A 17,864-nucleotide genomic window follows, 5' to 3' on the forward strand; every position below is an offset into this window, starting at 1 on the left:
GGAAGCGAGCTCAAGCCGTCCAGACCGGGCGGCCTCGGGTCAGGCGGGTTCTCCGGTCACGTAGCCGAGCATCGCCTTGAGGTCTTCCAGCCGGGTGGTAAAGGCCCCGTTCTGCGGGTCGAAGTGGACGAGCTTGACCCCGGCGGCGGTGAAGTTGGCCAGTGCGGCTGCGGCCGCGTGCGCCGGCATGCCCAGCACCTGGTCGGCGTTCTCCAGGTTCTGTGACTGGGCGAAGTGCGCGGCCCGTGCGGGGGTGGAGAACGCCAGGATGGCCGGTCCCAGGTCCATCGTGATCGCGTACGGGTTGAACTGCTCCGCCCCGCCGCGCGGGATGAAGAACCAGTTGTCGAGCGCGAAGACCTCACGCCACATGGCGGACTGGGCAGCGTTCTCGGTCGGCTTGTCCCGGGCGATCACCGCCAGGCGGTCGAGGATCGTCTCCTCGGCAGGGTCGAGGGACATGTTCGAGCGCTGCGCCGCGTTCTGCGCGTTGAGCCGGGCCAGATCGCTCGCGAGGGTCTGGACCACCTCGGGTGGTGCACCGAACGGCGCGTCCTCGATGTTGAAGACGAGCAGGTCGACCCCAGCGGTCGTGAGCTGCCCGGCGGCCGTGAGCATCTGGGCGGGGGGAGAGGCGAACACCTTGTTCGCCCCACCCCGCCCGCCGTCGGCGAAGGCGATGGCCCGCTTGATGTCGGTGAAGACGGGGACCGCGGACTTGCCGTTGAACGTCACCATCCCCGGGCGCAGCACCTCGGAGTCGTCGCGGACGAAGAACCACCGGTCGAGGTCGAGCACCACCCGCCACAGCGCACCCCACTGGATCTGGCTTTCCTCCGGCGAGGCATCCTCGCGGACCTGGACCGCTGCTCTGGCGAGCTCGTCGATGACAGCGGGGTCCGAGACGTTCGTTTCAGTCATGCACCAATCATCCCTCAGACGAGGGCGCCGGTGCGGCAAGGCCGCTCGAGATGAGAGCCATGACCGAGGAGTCGGCCAGGGTCGAGGCGTCGCCGACCACGCGGTTCTCCGCGACGTCACGGAGCAGGCGTCGCATGATCTTCCCCGACCTCGTCTTGGGAAGCTCGGAGACGACGAGGATCCGGCGCGGCTTGGCGATCGGGCCGATCTCCTTGGCGACGTGGTTGCGCAGGAGAGCCTGGACCGCCTCGGGGTCGGCATCCTTGGCGAAGGACGACCGCAGAATGACGAATGCCACGACGGACTGGCCGGTCAGCTCGTCCGCCGCGCCCACCACGGCGGCCTCGGCGACCATCTCGTGCGAGACGAGCGCCGACTCGATCTCGGTCGTGGACAGCCGGTGACCCGAGACGTTCATGACGTCGTCAACCCGGCCGAGCAGCCAGATGTCACCGTCCTCGTCCTTCTTGGCGCCGTCACCGGCGAAGTAGATCCCCTTGAACCGGGACCAGTAGGTGTCCTTGAACCGCTCCAGGTCACCCCAGATCCCGCGCAGCATGGCTGGCCACGGCTGGGTGAGCACCAGGTAGCCGCCGCCGCCGTCGGGAACCGGGTTGGCGTCGTCGTCCACCACATCGGCGATGATTCCGGGCAGCGGGGTCTGGGCTGAGCCGGGCTTGGTCGCGGTGACGCCGGGCAGCGGCGAGATCATGATCGCGCCGGTCTCGGTCTGCCACCAGGTGTCCACGATCGGGGCCTTGTCACCACCGATGACCCGGCGGTACCACATCCACGCCTCGGGGTTGATCGGTTCGCCGACCGAGCCGAGCACGCGCAGGGAGGTGAGGTCGTACTTGCCGGGGATCTCGTCGCCCCACTTCATGCAGGTGCGGATCGCGGTCGGGGCGGTGTAGAGGATCGAGACCTTGTACTTCTCGACGATCTCCCACCAGCGGCCCTGGTGCGGGGAATCGGGGGTGCCCTCATAGATGACCTGCGTCGCACCGTTGACCAGCGGGCCGTAGACGACGTACGTGTGCCCGGTGACCCAGCCGATGTCGGCCGTGCACCAGTAGACGTCGGTGTCGGCCTTGAGGTCGAAGACGTACTTGTGGGTGTACGCGGCCTGGGTGAGGTAGCCGCCGGTCGTGTGCAGGATGCCCTTGGGCTTCCCGGTCGTGCCGGAGGTGTAGAGGATGAACAGCGGGTGCTCGGCGTCGACCCACACGGGGGTGTGCTGCACATCGGCCGCCTCGAGCGCCTCGTGCCACCAGATGTCGCGCCCGGGCGTCCACGCGACATCCTGGCCGGTGCGGCGGACCACGAGCACGTGCTCGATGCTCGACGCCGGAGCGCCCTCGCGCGGGGCGATCGCCTCGTCGACGGCGGGCTTGAGCGCGGAGGCCGATCCGCGACGGTAGCCGCCGTCGGAGGTGATGACGACCTTGGCCTCGGCGTCGGCGATGCGACTGCGCAGCGCGTCGGCGGAGAACCCGCCGAAGACGACCGAGTGCGGGGCGCCGATCCGGGCGCAGGCGAGCATCGCGACGACGGACTCGACGAGCATCGGCAGGTAGATGACCACGCGGTCGCCCTTGGCCACGCCGAGGGAGGAGAGCACGTTGGCCGCGCGGGAGACCTCGCGCTGGAGTTCGGCGTAGGTGACCGTGCGGGTGTCGCCGGGCTCGCCCTCGAACTGGAGGGCGACGCGGTCGCCGCGGCCCTCCACGACGTGGCGGTCGACCGCGTTGTAGGCGGCGTTGAGCGTGCCGTCGGCGAACCACCGTGCGACCGGGGCGTCGGACCAGTCGAGGGTCTGGGTGAAGGGGGTCTTCCACGTCACGAGCTCCTTCGCCTGCTCGGCCCAGAAGCCGAGGTGGTCGGCGGCGGCGCGCTCGTACAGCTCGGGCTGGGCGTTGGCCTGCGCGGCGAAGGCATCGCTCGGTGGGAAGGTCCGGGTCTCGTGGAGAAGGTTCTCCAGTCCTGTGGGCTGGTTGTCCTGTGGCACGACTACCTCCGGTACGCATCGTCTCTGTTGCGGGTAGGACCTACGTCCCACCTGGAGTCTAATGTGCCCTGGCCCACAGCTGAGGACACCGAACAAACTCCGGGCGGATCTGTCTGAAAACCCTCGTGGAGGCCTCCCGGGCGTGGACCTGGCGCGGGTCGGGGGAATACCCCGCATGGATATGGCCGCTCTCCCGTGCGGGAGAGCGGCCATGTCTAGGGGCATTGAGGTCAGGCTCAGTGGCCGGAGCGGCTCACCGCGATGGTGCGATGACCTCAGGTGCGCGCGGCGGTCTCCGCTTCGAGGGCGACAACGGGGAGACCTGGGGATGTGCGTGCGGCGGGGTCCGCGGCGTCGGCCGTGGCGACGGTGTGTGAGGCGGTGCTCGCGGCGGGGGCGGAGACGACGACCGGGAGCGCGGGAACGGCGTCGGGCATCGTCGGCGCGGCAGGGAGCGCCGGGCGCAGCGGGCCGGCCACGACCGCGTAGCCCAAGCCCACGATCAGGCCGCCGCCGACGAGGTTCCCCAGCCCGACGACGCTCATGTTGCGGGCGAACTCACCCCACGTAGCCCCAGGGATGCCGCCGATCAGGCCCAGGCCGAAGGTGGTCATGTTCGCGACCACGTGCTCGAAGCCGGAGGTGATGAAGGCGAGCAGGCACCAGAAGATGACGGCCAGCTTGGCGCCCTCGGAGGTCAGGCGGACCGCGGACCAGGCGGCCAGGCAGACGAGGACGTTGCACAGGATCGCGCGGAAGAACAGCTCGGAGGTGCTCTCGCTGCCCTTCGCCTGGAGCATGCTGGCGATCATCTTGCCGCCGGGGGTCTCGGGGCCGAGCACTCCGGAGTAGTGGACCAGCGCGGCAAAGACGAATGACCCGGCGATGTTCATCACGAAGCAGAACAGCAGCGTCACCCCGCCCTCGCGCCAGGAGATGCGGCCCCCGATCGCGCCCTGGGTGAGGGTCATCATGTTGGAGGTCGCGAGTTCTCCGCCGGCGATGATCACGAGGGTCAGGGCGACTCCGAAGACCAGCCCGGAGATCAGCTTGGTCGCGGGCGAGCCTGCGGCGAGGAAGGGACCGGCCGCGGAGGCCAGCAGGACGACCGCCACCCCGATGTACGCCCCGGCGAGCATCGACTGCACGGCGTAGGCGACCGGGCGGCGGGTCGAGTCGACCTTGGTGCGGGCCGCGGCCCGCTGGTATTCCATGGCTTCTGGGATGGTCAGCACCCACTAAGCATCAAGGAGCCCTACCTGCAAATCGTGGGACCAATGACCCGACGCCGTCGCTGACGGGTCAAAGCCCTGTGTGCTGGCACACGTTCGGGCCCCCGTCCCGACGTCGTCCCGACATCCGGACCGGTGTCCACGCCGGGAATGTCGCTCCCGGGCGTGCGGTTGGACGTGGCATGACCCACCCCCTGCTCTTCGAGCCGCTGACACTGCGCGGCCTGACCATCCCCAACCGCATCTGGCTGGCGCCGATGTGCCAGTACTCGGCCGTGGACGGCCTGCCCGGCCACTGGCACCTCGTGCACCTGGGAGCCCGCGCGCAGGGCGGGTTCGGGCTGGTCCTCACCGAGGCCGCCGCCGTCGTCCCCGAGGGGCGGATCTCCCCGCAGGATGCCGGGATCTGGTCCGACGAGCAGGCCCAGGCATGGGCGCCGATCGTCGACTTCGTCCGCGCCCAGGGTGCCGCGATCGGCGTGCAGCTCGCCCACGCCGGCCGCAAGGCCTCCACCTTCCGCCCGTGGTCGCCCGTCCAGGGCTCCGTCCCGCTGCCCGACGGCGGCTGGGAGACCGCAGGCCCCTCGCCCGAGGCGTTCCCCGGCTACGTCGCCCCGCGCGAGCTCACCCTCGCCGAGATTGCCGACGTCCCCGCGGCCTTCGCCGCCGCGGCCCGGCGCGCGGACGCGGCCGGCTTCGACGTCGTCGAGATCCACGCCGCGCACGGATACCTGCTGCACCAGTTCCTCTCCCCGTTGTCGAACACCCGCACCGATGCCTACGGCGGGTCGCTCGAGAACCGGGCCCGGCTGCTCGTGGAGACCGCTGACGCCGTCCGCGCGGTGTGGCCGGAGTCCAAGCCGCTGTTCGTGCGAGTTTCGGCGACCGACTGGCTGCCCGGCGGGCTCACGGTCGACGACGTGGCGCAGCTCGCCAAGGTCCTCGGCGGGCACGGGGTCGACCTGATCGACGTGTCCTCCGGCGGCAACGCCCCTGCGCAGATCCCCGTCGGCCCCGGCTACCAGGTGCCGGCCGCCCGCGACGTCCGCGGCGTGGCCGGTGTGCCGGTCAGCGCCGTCGGGCTGATCACCGACCCGGTCCAGGCCGAGCAGGTGCTCCTCGACGGCTCGGCCGACGCGATCATGCTCGGCCGCGAGGGCCTGCGCGACCCGCACTGGCCGCTGCGCGCCGCCCACGCCCTCGGCCTGCCCGACGACGAGGCCCGCTGGCCTGCGCAGTACGTGCGGGCAGCCTGGCGGTAGGAGCCCGGCCCCGCGTCGTCTCGCCGTGCGAAGGCCCGCGACGGGGATGGAAGGCGCGCGAGACGGCGATGCCGCTGGTGCGGTCGTCGGCCTGTCAGGATGGGGCATGAGCATCGACAGCGTCCCGATCCGCCGGATCGTCGACCATCCGCTGGTCCCCATGCCGCGCGGGGACTGGCCGGCCACGCTCGCCCCGGTGGCCCAGATCCTGGACGCCGGGCTCGAGCTCGGCCCGGCGACCGTGCTCGTGGGGGAGAACGGGTCCGGCAAGTCCACCCTCGTGGAGGCCGTGGCCGCCGCCTACGGGCTCTCGCCCGAGGGCGGGTCGACCGGGGCGATGCACTCCACCAGGGTCAGCGAGTCCGTCCTCGGAGAGCACCTCGGGATCGAGCGTGACATCGGGGCCACCCGGCGCGGGTACTTCCTGCGGGCCGAGACGATGCACGGGCTGTTCACATACCTTGAGGAGAACCCGTCATCGTCCCGTCCGGACATGAGCTTCCACGAGGTCTCCCACGGGGAGTCCTTCCTCGACCTGATCGTCGACCGCTTCAAGAGGCAGGGGCTGTGGTTGCTCGACGAGCCGGAGTCCGCTCTGTCGTTCTCCGGTTGTCTCTCGCTGCTCGGGATCCTCAAGGACAAGCTCGCCGAAGGAGGGTCCCAGGTGATCCTGTCGACCCACTCTCCCCTCCTTGCGGCGCTGCCCGGCGCGACGATCTACGAGGTCGGCGACTGGGGACTGCGCGAGACCGCATGGGAAGACCTCGAGCTCGTGCGCAGCTGGCGGTCCTTCCTCGACGCGCCGGGGCGGTTCCTGCGCCACCTGTGAGCCGGAGGCCTGGGAGGTGGTCGGCAGGGCGGAGGCCGGCCGCAGTCGGCCGACCGCGCCAACTCAGGCGCGTGCGGCGGCCTCGACCGCCGCGGCCACAAGCGTGGTCACCTGCGGGTTGAAGACGCTCGGGATGATGTACGTCGGGTTGAGCTCGTCGTCGCTGATCACCGCGGCGAGGGCCTGGGCCGCCGCGAGGAGCAGTGCGTCGGTCACCTTGTTGGACTGGGCATCGAGCAGCCCGCGGAACACACCCGGGAACGCCAGGACGTTGTTGATCTGGTTGGCGAAGTCGCTGCGCCCGGTCCCCACGATCTCCGCGAACTGCGCCGCGTCGTCGGGATCGATCTCCGGCTCGGGGTTGGCCATCGCGAAGACGATGGACCGCGGGGCCATCGTGGCGACGTCGGCCCCGGAGATGATGTGCGGAGCCGAGACGCCGATGAACACGTCCGCCCCGGCCATCGCGGCGCGTAGCGTGCCGGTGACCCCGCGCGGGTTGGTGTGCTCGGCGGTCCAGGCGAGGTCGGGGGTGAGCCCCGCGCGCCCGCGACTGACGACCCCGTCGATGTCGGCGACCACGACGTCGACGGCGCCCGCTGCGAGGAGCAGCTTGAGCACCGCGGTCCCCGCCGCGCCCGCCCCGGAGAGCACGATGCGCACCCCGGCGATGGTCTTGCCCACCACCTTGAGCGCGTTGGTCAGGGCGGCGAGCGCGACGATCGCGGTGCCGTGCTGGTCGTCGTGGAAGACCGGGATGTCGAGCTCGGCCCGCAGCCGGCGCTCGATCTCGAAGCACCTCGGCGCGGAGATGTCCTCGAGGTTGATGCCCGCGAAGACCGGCGCGATCGCCTTGACGGTCGCCACGATCTGGTCGACGTCGGTCGTGTCGAGGGCGATCGGGAAGGCGTCGATCCCGGCGAAGCGCTTGAACAGCGCGGCCTTGCCCTCCATGACGGGCAGCGAGGCGAGCGGCCCGATGTCCCCCAGGCCGAGCACGGCCGTGCCGTCGGTGACGACCGCGATCGTGTTGCGCTTGATGGTCAGCCGGCGGGCATCGGCGGGATTCGCCGCGATCGCCTCGCAGACCCGGGCGACGCCCGGGGTGTAGATCATCGACAGGTCGTCGCGGTTGCGGATGGGGACCTTCGACTCGATGCGCAGCTTCCCGCCCAGGTGCAGCAGGAACGTCCGGTCGCTCACCGGCCCGACGACCACGCCGGCGAGGGCCTTGAGATGGGCGACGATGTCTTCCGCGTGGCCGTCCCCGCGGGTCGCGCACGTCACGTCGACCGTGATGCGCTCGTGCCCGGAGGCGGTGACGTCCAGGGCGGTGACGATCCCGCCGGTCTCCTCGATCGCGGTGGTGAGCTCGCTCACCGCGGTGGGCCGAGCCTCGACCTCGAGGCGGATCGTGATCGAGGAGGACACGCTCGGCACTGTCGTCATGACCACACACTAGTGATCGAGGCCGGTGGCACAACCGGGCGCCGCGGTGTGCGAGCCCCGGTCGCGCCACCCCGCCCCGGTTGCGTCGCCCCACCCCACCTCCGGTCGCCGAACTCGTGAATGCGTCGCCGAACTCGTGAGCCACGGGTCGATCGGGCGGCGCGACGGCCGTCGCTCACGAGTTCGACGAGCGGTTCACGAGTTCGGCGGGGAGCGGGAGGGTCAGCGGGTTACTTGATTGCTGTGTTGGCGGCCTCCTGGGCCTGGGAGAGGCCGGTCGCGACGTCGAGGCGGCCGAGGAAGACCTCCTTGAGGACCTCCGCTGCGGCGTTCGCCCCTGGGCCGGCCTCGGCTCCGTGCGGTGCACCGATCGTGGCGCCCTCAGCCGCGTCGAGGAAGGGCGTGACGTCCACGCCCTGTCCAGCCCAGTAGTCGAGGTAGGCCTGCTGCGCGCCGGTGACGGCGGGGAAGGCACTGCCGTCGGCCGCGATGTAGGAGGCACCCTCGTCCGAGCCGATCCACGCGAGGACCTTGGTCACGGCGTCCTTGTGGTCGCTGGCCGAGCTTGCTGCGGCGATGATCCCGTTGGCGACCGTGACGGATCCCGCGGGGCCCTGCGGGACGGTGGTCAGCCCCCAGGTGAAGTCGGCGCCGTCGCGCACGTTGGCGAGGTTGTACGTGCCGGACTGGAAGATCGCGAGCTTGCCCTGGAGGAACTGGTCACGGCTGAAGTCGCCGTTGTCGTTGGTGTCCGCCGCGGACGGGGAGACGTGGTGGGCGTTGATGAGATCGACGACGTACTGGATGGCTTCGACCGACTTGGGGTCGTCCGCGAAGACGTACGCGTCGCTGTCGCTGGCCTGCCAGGCTCCTCCGTTCGATCCGACGAAGGGGTAGTAGATGGCCTGGAGGTCGAGTCCGGCGTTGTAGCCGAACTGGGAGATCGCGCTCGCGTCGAAGGCCGGATCGGCGGCCGTGTGACCCGAGGAGTCGAGCGTGAGGGCCTGCAGCGCGGGCAGCAGGGTGTCCTGCGGGCCTGCCCCGGGAACCCAGGAGAGACCGGCGAGGTCTGCGGGGTCGATCCCTGCGGCGTCGAGCAGGTCGGCGTTGTAGAAGACGCCGTTCGCGTCGGAGAGCTGGGGCACACCCCAGAGCGAGCCGCCGATCGTGTACTGGTCGACGACGGACGCCTGCCACCCGTCGGATGCGGAGCCGAGGGCATCGGTGATATCGACGAGCTGGCCGGCGGCGGCATACCTGGCGACGTTGGATGAGTTGAGCCAGAAGATGTCGTCGATCGTCCCGGCGCCGACGTCGATCGGCAGCTGGTCCCAGTAGCTGGCCCACGGCACGACGTTCACGTCGACCGTGATGTCGGGGTTCTGCGCGGTGAACGCCGCGAAAGACTTCTCGTAGGCCTTGGCGACCTGCTCGTCCCACAGCCGGAACGTCACCGTCGTGGTGCCCGAGTCGTCGGCGGCGGCCGACGAGCCGTCCCCCGACGGTGAGCAGGCCGCCAGCAGCGCGGCCGCCGCGAGGAGGCTCGTTCCCCGCACGAGGCGGCTGTGGCGGGTGGTGGGCGGGGTGGGGCGATGGATGCTCATCGTCGGTTCTCCTGAGTGGTGGATGGATGGGTGGGGGGGCTACTTGAACCCGGTCAGCGAGATCGAGGACACGATCTGGCGCTGGCACAACAGGTACAAGACGATGAGGGGGAGCAGGGCGATCGTGGTGGCCGCGGTGACCAGGGTCCAATTCCCGTTGAACTGGCTCTGCAGCGCCGCGGTCGCGACGGTGAGCACCTGCCACTGCTCGCCCGAGGTGATGACCCGGGGCCAGAGGAAGTTGTTCCACTGCGCCACGATCGTGATGACCGCGAGAGTGGCGATGATCGGCCGGGACATCGGCAGCACGACGTAGCGCAGCACGCGTACCGGACCGCAGCCGTCGATGCGGGCGGCGCTCACGATGTCCTCGGGGATGCCGCGGAAGTACTCGCGCAGCAGGAACACCGCATAGGGGGAACCGAGGAGCGTGGGTAGCACGATGCCCCAGAACGTGTTGCGCAGACCGGCCGAGACCATGATCGAGTAGAGCGGGACGAGCGTGGCGACCTGGGGAATCATCATCGTCGCGAGATAGACCCAGAACAGCAGGTCCCGACCGGGGAAGGTCAGCCGCGCGAAGGCGTAGGCCGCCAGGATCGAGCAGGTCAGCTGGACGACGAGCACGACCAGCGTCACCTGCGCGGTGACCGCGAGCGGGGTGAGGAAGGAGTGCTCGGAGAACAGGCTGCGGAAGCTGTCGAGCGTGACCGGGTCGGGCAGGGCGAGTGACGGCTCGTGGGCGAGCTGTCTCGCCGACTTGAGCGACGTCATCGCGGAGAGCAGGAAGGGCGCGAGGGTGAGGGCCGCGCCCGCGACGAGCACCGCGTAGATGCTCGCGGTGGACAACCGGCTCCGCAGGCGGCGCTGGCGGGGTTGCTTCATCAGGTCTCTCATGACAGGTCGTAGGTGATGCGGCGGCGGAAGTACCTCTGCTGGGCCACGGTGAGCACCACGAGGAGGATCATCAGGAGGACCGACAGCGTGGCCGCGCGCCCCATGTCGAGAGACTCGAAGGCGTCGTAGTAGATGCGAGCTGCCAAGACGTCGGTCCGCCCAGGCACCCCGGGGCCTCCGCCGGTCATGGCGTAGATCGAATCGAAGGCCTGGAACGTTCCGATGATGCCCGTGGCCAGCACGAAGAAGGTCGTGGGACGGAGCAGGGGGACCGTGACGGCCCAGAACAGGCGGGTCTCGCTCGCGCCGTCGAGCCTGGCCGCGTTCTGCAGGTCCTGGGGGACCGCGGCAAGGCCGGCGAGGAAGAACAGGGTGACGTACCCGACGTGCGTCCAGACGTTGACCGCGGCGACGGCGGGCAGGGCGAGCGTGAGGCTGCTCAGCCACTCGATGCGCACGCCGAGCAGCGCGTTGAGCGCCCCGTCGGTCGGGGCGAAGATCCACTTCCACACGATGCCCAGGGTCAGTGGTGCGCAGATCCACGGGATGGCGAACACGATGCGGAAGAACGTCGAGCCGGGCAGCTTCTTGTGCAGGAGCACGGCGCAGAACAGGCCGAGCCCGGTCTGAGTCGGGATGACCATGACCGTGAACGCGATGGTCACGAGCAAGGAGTTGCGTACCTGGGGTGAGCGCAGCACCTCCACGTAGTTGTCCCAGCCCACCCACGTGGCGGGGCTGATGAGGTCCCAGTCCTGAAAGCTGATGACGACGGCGGCGATGACCGGCACCACGAGGAACAGCCCGACGCCGATCAGGCTCGGCGCGAGGAAGGCGTACCCGGTGAGGGCCTGCACGAGCCGGCGGCGTCGGCGGTGCGTGGGGCGGTGCGTGTGGCGGTGATCCACGGGTGCCACAGCGGCCGGCGCGGTTGGTGGGGTCGGCGCGGTCTGGCGACCGGACAGGGAGGCTTCGGCAGTGCGGGGGGCGTCCGTGAGCGTGCGGACCGGCTCCAGGGGAGCAGAGGGCATGACGGGATCCAGCGGCTAGGTGTGTGGGCACCTGCCGCGAGACGAGGTCGATCGCTCGTGGCGGGTCAGGTGCGTGGCGGCAGAGCGCAACTACGACAACAGGGGAAGGAAGCGCCCGGGCGGCTGTGTCCCACGGTGGTCCTCCTTCGTCTGGTCGGGCCGTCCAGGATGGGCGGCTGCTCGTGCGACGGCGTGGTGCGGCCTCGCCACAAGCGGAGAAGATAGAACCGAGTTGACGGCGATGTCAACGGCGCGGGGGAACGTCTCAGTGGGCGGGCGGGGCTGCCGGGCGGGGCGCCGTCGGGCATGAAACAACCTGACGGCGCCCCTTCGGAAGAAGGGGCGCCGTCAGGTCGGCACTAGGGAACGGATATCAGGCGTGCTTCATCAAGTTGTTGTTACGGGACTAGCCCGGTCAACACGTCCTAACGTGGACTGATCGCGCGTGGGTTCCGGTTCGCCTACGTGTGCTGTTGTGATTCCTTTCTACCCCTGTTTCCCGCCCTTGGGAAGTGGTAGCGAGGACCTGTGGACGCGGATGGAGCGGCACACCGCCGCGACCACTATGGCCGCGGCGGCGACCGCCACGATGGTCAGCACGGACGTGCGCGGTGACAGCCTCGGGCTGAGGGCGATCGGCCGGTTGAAGGTCAGCACACCCCAGCCGCGCTCGGCCGCGAGGCGGCGCAGCGTGCGGTCCGGGTTGACCGCGAAGCTGTGCCCGACGACCTCGAGCATCGGGGCGTCGGTGATCGAGTCGGAGTAGGCGTAGGAGCCCTCGAGGTCGTAGCCGGCGCTGCGAGCGAGCTCGGTGATCGCCAGGGCCTTGTTTTCCCCGTAGGCGTAGAAGTCGATCTGGCCCGTGTACTTGCCGCCCGAGATCTCCATCCGGGTGGCGATCGCATGGTCGGCGCCGAGCACCGCGGCGATCGGCTCGACCAGCTCGGAGCCCGAGGCGGAGACGATCACCACGTCGCGGCCCGCGGCGTGGTGACCGGCGATGAGCTCGACCGCCTCGGAGTACACGTAGGGGTCGATGTACTGGTGCAGGGTCTCGGCCACGATCGAGGACACCTGGTCGACCGGCCACCCGGTGACCATCGAGCTCAGGTGCGCGCGCATGCGTTCGGTCTGGTCGGCGTCGGCGCTGCCGACCATGTAGAGGAAGTGGGCGTAGGCGCTGCGCAGCACCGCGCCTCGGCTGATCAGCCCGCCCGCGTAGAACGGACGGGAGAAGGCCGCGGCGGACGACGTCGCGATGATCGTCTTGTCCAAGTCGAAGAACGCGGCGGTGCGACGCTGCTCCGTGTCGTGGTTCACGCAGTGAGCCTAGCCCGGTGGGGGGCGTCCATGGGGCCTCGAAGGTGACAGTCGCGGTGCCCGCACGGGAACAAGTTGCCCCCAGGGTCTGGCGTCAGTGCCTGCGCGCACCGATCGGCCGAGCAGTCAGGTCGGGTGATCTCGGGCCCGACACGATGGCGCAATGGCACACGACAGGACGGGAGACCACCGGACGGGAGGCGACGACGGCAGCGGGGCGGGGCGGCCACGAGGCGGCACCGGCACCGTGATCGGCGTCGTCGGGGCGCGCGGCGGCGCGGGGGCGTCGGTCTTCGCGGCCGCGCTCGCGGCCGTCGCGGCTCGCGAGGGCGCCAGGACAGTCCTGGTCGACGGCGCGCGCGACGGAGGTGGCCTCGACGTCCTGCTCGGCATCGAGGAGGAACCGGGGCTGCGCTGGCCGGACCTGCACTCCGCCCGCGGGGAGGTGGTCGGCGACCAGCTGCACGCACTGCTGCCGCGCTGGCGCGACGCGGGCGTGCTCAGCGCGGACCGCACCCGCCCAGGCGCCCTGCCCGACGACGTCCCCCGGGATGTGGTGGGTGCCCTCACCCTGGTCTGCGACGTCGTCGTGCACGACGTGCCGACCGCGCTCGCGGGGCGGTGGAGCGGGGGCTGCACGGCGTGGGTGGTCCTGGCGTGCCGCGACCTCTCCTCGGTTGCGGGCGCGATCGCCCTGGACGGCGTGCTCGACCGCGGGGTGGCGGCCGGCGTGGTCGTGCGGGGGCCGGCGGCGGGACGGCTCACCGCCCTGGACGTGGCCACCGCGAGCGGTCTTGACCTGTGGGGAGAGCTCAGGCCCGCGCGGTCGATGACGGCCGACCTCGAACGAGGCGCTGGCCCCCGGCTCTCGCGCCGATCCCGCGGGCTCGGCGCTGTGGCGATGGACGTCCTCACCCGGGTCTGCGCCGCAGGTCGGGTGACCGGGACCCGCGACTGGGCCCTGCGATGAGCGGGTCCGCCGACGCAGGCCACTGGGGCGGGGAACCGGTGCTCATCGGTGTCCGCGAGCGGTTGTCCCGGGTGGCCGGGCGGCCGAGCCGGGACCAGGTGGTCGACGCGTTGCGGGCCAGCGGGCTCGTGCTGGGCAGCACCGCGCTCGAGGAGATGATCAAGCAGGTACGCGCGGAGCTGCTCGGCGCCGGAGATCTGCAGCCATTTCTCGAAGACCCGCTGGTCACAGACGTGCTGGTAAACGGACCCACCGAGGTGTGGGTCGACCGCGGGCGCGGGCTGGAGCGGACGGGCGTCGACCTCGGGACCGCACAGGACGTGCGAGACCTGGCCGTGCGGCTAGCCGCGGCGGGTGGACAGCGACTGGACGACGCCTGCCCGACGGTCGACGCGCGCCTGCCGGACGGCACGCGCCTGCACGCCGTGATCGAACCGGTCTGCGCGTCCGGGGCGGTGATTTCGCTACGGGTCATGCGGACGCGGGCCTTCACCCTCGACGAGCTCGTGGCGGTCTGGATGATCCCGCCTGGCTGGGAGCCGGTCCTGCGCGCCGTCGTGGCCGAGCGGGCGAGCTTCCTCATCTCCGGGGCGACCGGCACGGGGAAGACCACGCTGCTCGCGGCATTGCTCTCGATGGTCGACCCGGGCGAGCGGATCGTCACAATCGAGGAGGCCCGGGAGCTGGCGGCCGACCACCCGCACGTCGTCGCGCTCGTGGCGCGCAGGCCCAACATCGAGGGATCTGGGGCGGTCGAGCTGTCCGACCTGGTCCGCAACGCGCTGCGTATGCGTCCCGACCGGATCGTGCTGGGCGAGTGTCGCGGGGCCGAGGTCCGCGACGTCCTGACCGCCCTCAACACCGGGCACGAGGGTGGCTGCGCGACGGTGCACGCCAACACCGCGGCCGACGTCCCGGCCCGCCTCGAGGCGCTCGCGGCCCTGGCCGGGATGGACCGCGAGGCCGTCGCCGCGCAGGCCGTCAGCGCGCTCGACGTCGTGATCCACCTGCGCCGGACCCGGCTGCCGGGTGAGGATGCTCGGCGGTTCGTCAGCGAGATCGCGGCGGTCGGCCGGGACGGGGTGGGCCGGTTGGTCGTCTCGCCGGCCCTGAGCTGGAACGGGGTCGGGGCACCGCAGGAGCACGAGCAGTGGCCGGCGCTGGCCCAGCGGCTGGGGTTCGGCGCAGGTCCTGGTGCTGGGCCCGATGTCGGGGAGCAGGGGCGGGCGTGGTGACGGCGGGCTCGGTTCCCGCGGGGGACCTCCTGACGGTCGCCGCGGACGCGATCACGGGCATCGGGGCGTGGGCCGGGGTGGTCGGAATGCTGGTGGGGTGTGCGGTTCTGGTCGTCGTCGGCCCCCGGGGGCGTCCGGTGGGACGGGTCGCCCGCCCTGATGGACGAGCCGGGCGCTGGCCGGGAACGCTTCGTGGCCGCCTGCGGAGGGCGCCGGCGCGGGGACGCCCGCGGAGCGGGGCCGGGGGCGACCGGGCGAGCGTGCAGGTGATCGTGACGCAGGTGGCCGGGCTCCTGCGTGGTGGCGTCAGCCCCGGTAAGGCCTGGCCGATGGTGGGCGCGGTGCGGGTCGACCGGCTCGGCGTCCCCGACGCCGGCGACCTCACTGCCCTGGTGAGTGCGGGCCAGGGCCCCGGCCGTACGCGCGACGCGGACCGGGCTCAGCGGCAGGTGGCCGCGATCGTGGCGGCCTGCCGCCTCGCCGCCGAGGTGGGAGCGCCCCTCGCCGTCGTGCTGGACGCGATCGTCGGCACGCTCGTGGGCGCGGCCCGGGCGGAGTCGGAGCGTGCGGCCGCCCTGGCAGGTCCGCGCTCGACGGCTCGTGTGCTGGCGTGGCTGCCCGGCATCGGCGCGGTCCTCGGGATGGCGCTGGGGGCCGACCCGCTGGGGCTGTTCCTGGCTGGCGGCCTGGGCGCGGTGGCACCGGCGGGCGGTCTGGTGCTGGTCGGCGTCGGGCACCGATGGACCGCCCGGCTGGTCGCGCGGGCCCGGGCGGCCGGGGAACCGCTGTGATCCTCGACGCCGCAGGGGTGCACCACGCGGCCACGGACCTGGTCGCGTGGTGGGGCACGACCGTGGGCCGCGACGAGCTTCAGCTGGCCGCGGTCGTGGCGTCGCTGGCCTGGGCGGCGCTCACGCCCTGGCGACTGGCGGGCCGGCGCCCGTCGGTCCTGGGCCGGGATCGCACTCCCGTCCGACGCCGTCGCGCGGGACACCCGCGGGCCGCGCCCCGGGTCGAGCTCGCCGTGCTGCTCGACCTCGTCGGGGCGGCGCTGAGCGCCGGGGCGGGGGTCCCACGCGCGCTCGAGGCGACCGGACGGGCCCTGGCCGGACCGGATGGGCTTGCCCTCGGGTCCGTCGCGGCCGCACTTCTGCTCGGGGCGCCCTGGGAGACGGCCTGGGCCAACGCCCCGGACCGCTTCTCGCCCCTGGCGAGCGCGCTGCGACCGGCCTGGGTGCACGGCTCGGCGCCGCGGGAGGCGCTGCGGGTGGCCGGCCTGCAGATCAGCCAGGACGCCGACTCCCGGGCGCGGGCGGAGGCCGCGCGGCTGGGGGTGCGCCTCGTGCTGCCGCTCGGGCTGTGCTTCCTGCCGGCCTTCGTGCTGATCGGTCTGGTTCCGCTGCTCCTGTCCTTGGGGGCCGGGGTCCTTGGACACTGAGGGACTGTGCACCCCCGAGCCGTGCGCTGGGAGAACTCAGCCGTCCTGCTCATATGAGAATGCCACGCGGCTCATCTGATATCGTGAAGCGGTCCACTGCGCTGCGCGCGGAATCTTCTCCGATCGAGGTCCACCATGACAACGCTCAATGACGAGATCGTCCGTCACCTCCCGGCCCCCCTCAAGACGCCCACCTACGATCGCTCCGCGCTGACAGCCGGGATCGTCCACTTCGGGGTGGGCGGCTTCCACCGGTCCCACCAGGCCATGTACCTCGACACGCTGATGAACGACGGCAAGGCGCTCGACTGGGCGATCTGCGGCGTCGGAGTCCTGCCCGGTGATGTCCGGATGCGTGATGCGCTCGCGGCCCAGGACGGGCTCTACACGCTGGTCCTCAAGCACCCGGACGGCACGCTCGAGGGGCGGGTCATCGGGTCGATCAAGGAATACCTCTTCGCCCCCGAGGATCCCGAAGCCGTCATCGAGAAGATGGCGTCACCCGAGATCCGCATCGTGTCGCTGACGGTGACCGAAGGTGGATACAACGTCCACCACGTGACCGGCGAGTTCGACGCGACAACCGAGGCCGTTGCCGCCGACCTGCAGCCCGGCGCCGTCCCCGCCACGACCTTTGGCCTCGTCACCGAGGCGCTGCGTCGACGCCGCGACCGCGGGATCATCCCGTTCACGGTGATGAGCTGCGACAACATCCAGGGCAACGGCAACGTCGCACACAAGATGTTCGTCGCCTTCGCGACGCTGAAGGATGCGGACCTCGGCGACTGGATCGAGACGAACGTCCCCTTCCCCAACTCGATGGTTGACCGCATCACCCCCGTGACGACCGACGCCGACCGAGAGATGGTCTCGGAGCGGTTTGGCGTCGAGGATGCCTGGCCGGTCGTCGCAGAACCGTTCACCCAGTGGGTCCTCGAGGACCGTTTCGCCGACGGCCGTCCGGCCTATGAGGAGGTGGGCGTCCAGGTGGTCGACGACGTGGAACCGTATGAGCTCATGAAGCTGCGGCTGCTCAACGCGAGCCACCAGGGCCAGTGCTACTTCGGGTACCTCGCCGGATACCGGTACGCGCACGAGGTCTGCCAGGACCCGGCCTTCGCGACGTTCCTCCTCGACTACATGGACCGCGAGGCCACGCCCACGCTGTCCGCCGTCCCGGGGATCGACCTCGACCTCTACAAGCGGACGCTCATCGAGCGGTTCTCGAACGAGCACGTGCGTGACACCCTCGCTCGGCTGTGCGCGGAATCCTCAGACCGCATCCCGAAGTGGTTGCTGCCTGTCATCTGGGAGAACCTGGCGACCGGCGGTGAGATCGAGCGGTCCGTAGCGATCGTCGCCAGCTGGGCCCGCTACGCCGAGGGCATCGACGAGCAGGGCGAGCCCATCGAGATCGTGGACCGCCTCGGCGACCGTCTGCATGCCGCCGCACTGCGCCAGCGGACCGATCCGCTCGCGTTCGTCGCCGACCGGGAGGTCTTCGGCGACCTCGTCGACGAGCCGCGTTTCGTGGAGGCGTACACGCAAGCCCTGAGCTCGCTGTACGAACGCGGGGCACAGGCGACGGTCGAGGCGCTGGTGGCCGTTCCGCAGGGATAGCCCCGGGGCAAGGGCGGGCGGTGCGCTGCCGCTCGCCCTTCCTCGGTG

Annotated in this window: 15 protein-coding genes; 7 read left to right on the forward strand and 8 right to left on the reverse strand. The window is 71.1% G+C overall.

What is annotated here, in order from left to right; translation table 11 throughout:
• Positions 1–39: 39 nt before the first annotated feature.
• The 3 genes from BLQ50_RS03960 to BLQ50_RS03970 form a co-directional block, all read right to left on the reverse strand.
• Positions 40–921 (reverse strand): hypothetical protein, encoded by an 882-nt coding sequence (locus tag BLQ50_RS03960; protein WP_093181332.1) that lies wholly within the window; start codon positions 919–921, stop codon positions 40–42.
• A 7-nt stretch (positions 922–928) separates the two neighbouring features.
• A complete protein-coding gene (acs, locus tag BLQ50_RS03965; RefSeq protein ID WP_093181333.1) occupies positions 929–2,929 on the reverse strand; it encodes an acetate--CoA ligase in 2,001 nt (666 codons plus the stop codon).
• 275 nt (positions 2,930–3,204) lie between these two features.
• On the reverse strand, positions 3,205–4,164 hold the full coding sequence (locus BLQ50_RS03970; protein ID WP_093181334.1) for a formate/nitrite transporter family protein: 960 nt from the start codon (positions 4,162–4,164) through the stop codon (positions 3,205–3,207).
• 179 nt (positions 4,165–4,343) lie between these two features.
• Here BLQ50_RS03970 and BLQ50_RS03975 point away from each other — a divergent pair, with 179 nt between their 5' ends.
• Together BLQ50_RS03975 and BLQ50_RS03980 are read left to right on the forward strand one after the other, a co-directional pair.
• Positions 4,344–5,423: an NADH:flavin oxidoreductase/NADH oxidase gene (locus tag BLQ50_RS03975; protein WP_093181335.1), complete on the forward strand. Its 1,080-nt coding sequence runs from the start codon at positions 4,344–4,346 to the stop codon at positions 5,421–5,423.
• Between the two features lie 106 nt (positions 5,424–5,529).
• The gene (locus BLQ50_RS03980) at positions 5,530–6,252 is read left to right on the forward strand and encodes an AAA family ATPase (RefSeq protein ID WP_093181336.1); all 723 of its coding nucleotides are present in this window, start codon (positions 5,530–5,532) and stop codon (positions 6,250–6,252) included.
• Positions 6,253–6,315: 63 nt separating this feature from the next.
• On the opposite strand, the gene BLQ50_RS03985 is transcribed toward BLQ50_RS03980, so the two are convergent.
• From BLQ50_RS03985 to BLQ50_RS04005, 5 genes are all read right to left on the reverse strand, one after another.
• Positions 6,316–7,701: an NAD-dependent malic enzyme gene (locus BLQ50_RS03985; protein ID WP_093181699.1), complete on the reverse strand. Its 1,386-nt coding sequence runs from the start codon at positions 7,699–7,701 to the stop codon at positions 6,316–6,318.
• A gap of 230 nt (positions 7,702–7,931) precedes the next feature.
• Positions 7,932–9,305: an ABC transporter substrate-binding protein gene (locus tag BLQ50_RS03990; RefSeq protein ID WP_093181337.1), complete on the reverse strand. Its 1,374-nt coding sequence runs from the start codon at positions 9,303–9,305 to the stop codon at positions 7,932–7,934.
• A 39-nt stretch (positions 9,306–9,344) separates the two neighbouring features.
• The gene (locus tag BLQ50_RS03995; protein WP_175559004.1) at positions 9,345–10,190 is read right to left on the reverse strand and encodes a carbohydrate ABC transporter permease; all 846 of its coding nucleotides are present in this window, start codon (positions 10,188–10,190) and stop codon (positions 9,345–9,347) included.
• A gap of 8 nt (positions 10,191–10,198) precedes the next feature.
• Positions 10,199–11,233: a carbohydrate ABC transporter permease gene (locus BLQ50_RS04000; protein WP_093181339.1), complete on the reverse strand. Its 1,035-nt coding sequence runs from the start codon at positions 11,231–11,233 to the stop codon at positions 10,199–10,201.
• Between the two features lie 486 nt (positions 11,234–11,719).
• Entirely contained in the window at positions 11,720–12,553 is an 834-nt protein-coding gene (locus tag BLQ50_RS04005) for an HAD family hydrolase (RefSeq protein WP_093181340.1), read from the reverse strand.
• A gap of 163 nt (positions 12,554–12,716) precedes the next feature.
• Here BLQ50_RS04005 and ssd point away from each other — a divergent pair, with 163 nt between their 5' ends.
• From ssd to BLQ50_RS04030, 5 genes are all read left to right on the forward strand, one after another.
• On the forward strand, positions 12,717–13,523 hold the full coding sequence (gene ssd / locus BLQ50_RS04010; protein WP_093181341.1) for a septum site-determining protein Ssd: 807 nt from the start codon (positions 12,717–12,719) through the stop codon (positions 13,521–13,523).
• A complete protein-coding gene (locus tag BLQ50_RS04015; protein ID WP_093181342.1) occupies positions 13,520–14,758 on the forward strand; it encodes a TadA family conjugal transfer-associated ATPase in 1,239 nt (412 codons plus the stop codon). Before ssd ends, BLQ50_RS04015 begins: the two co-directional genes overlap by 4 nt.
• Positions 14,755–15,549, forward strand: a complete 795-nt coding sequence (locus tag BLQ50_RS04020) for a hypothetical protein (protein WP_245700861.1) — start codon at positions 14,755–14,757, stop codon at positions 15,547–15,549. Before BLQ50_RS04015 ends, BLQ50_RS04020 begins: the two co-directional genes overlap by 4 nt.
• A complete protein-coding gene (locus BLQ50_RS04025; RefSeq protein WP_245700862.1) occupies positions 15,546–16,196 on the forward strand; it encodes a type II secretion system F family protein in 651 nt (216 codons plus the stop codon). Before BLQ50_RS04020 ends, BLQ50_RS04025 begins: the two co-directional genes overlap by 4 nt.
• A gap of 135 nt (positions 16,197–16,331) precedes the next feature.
• Complete coding sequence (locus BLQ50_RS04030; RefSeq protein WP_093181344.1) at positions 16,332–17,816, forward strand: mannitol dehydrogenase family protein; 1,485 nt, start codon at positions 16,332–16,334, stop codon at positions 17,814–17,816.
• Positions 17,817–17,864 lie beyond the last annotated feature (48 nt).

This window comes from Sanguibacter gelidistatuariae, from assembly GCF_900096585.1.
GTDB lineage: Bacteria > Actinomycetota > Actinomycetes > Actinomycetales > Cellulomonadaceae > Sanguibacter > Sanguibacter gelidistatuariae.

What these genes read in the sequence shown, in the direction of transcription:
- BLQ50_RS03960 (WP_093181332.1), bottom strand. Translation starts at nt 921, where the DNA reads ATGACTGAAACGAACGTCTCGGACCCCGCTGTCATCGACGAGCTCGCC.
- BLQ50_RS03975 (WP_093181335.1), top strand. Translation starts at nt 4,344, where the DNA reads ATGACCCACCCCCTGCTCTTCGAGCCGCTGACACTGCGCGGCCTGACC.
- BLQ50_RS03980 (WP_093181336.1), top strand. Translation starts at nt 5,530, where the DNA reads ATGAGCATCGACAGCGTCCCGATCCGCCGGATCGTCGACCATCCGCTG.
- BLQ50_RS03985 (WP_093181699.1), bottom strand. Translation starts at nt 7,701, where the DNA reads ATGACGACAGTGCCGAGCGTGTCCTCCTCGATCACGATCCGCCTCGAG.
- BLQ50_RS03990 (WP_093181337.1), bottom strand. Translation starts at nt 9,305, where the DNA reads ATGAGCATCCATCGCCCCACCCCGCCCACCACCCGCCACAGCCGCCTC.
- BLQ50_RS03995 (WP_175559004.1), bottom strand. Translation starts at nt 10,190, where the DNA reads ATGAAGCAACCCCGCCAGCGCCGCCTGCGGAGCCGGTTGTCCACCGCG.
- BLQ50_RS04000 (WP_093181339.1), bottom strand. Translation starts at nt 11,233, where the DNA reads ATGCCCTCTGCTCCCCTGGAGCCGGTCCGCACGCTCACGGACGCCCCC.
- ssd (WP_093181341.1), top strand. Translation starts at nt 12,717, where the DNA reads ATGGCACACGACAGGACGGGAGACCACCGGACGGGAGGCGACGACGGC.
- BLQ50_RS04015 (WP_093181342.1), top strand. Translation starts at nt 13,520, where the DNA reads ATGAGCGGGTCCGCCGACGCAGGCCACTGGGGCGGGGAACCGGTGCTC.
- BLQ50_RS04030 (WP_093181344.1), top strand. Translation starts at nt 16,332, where the DNA reads ATGACAACGCTCAATGACGAGATCGTCCGTCACCTCCCGGCCCCCCTC.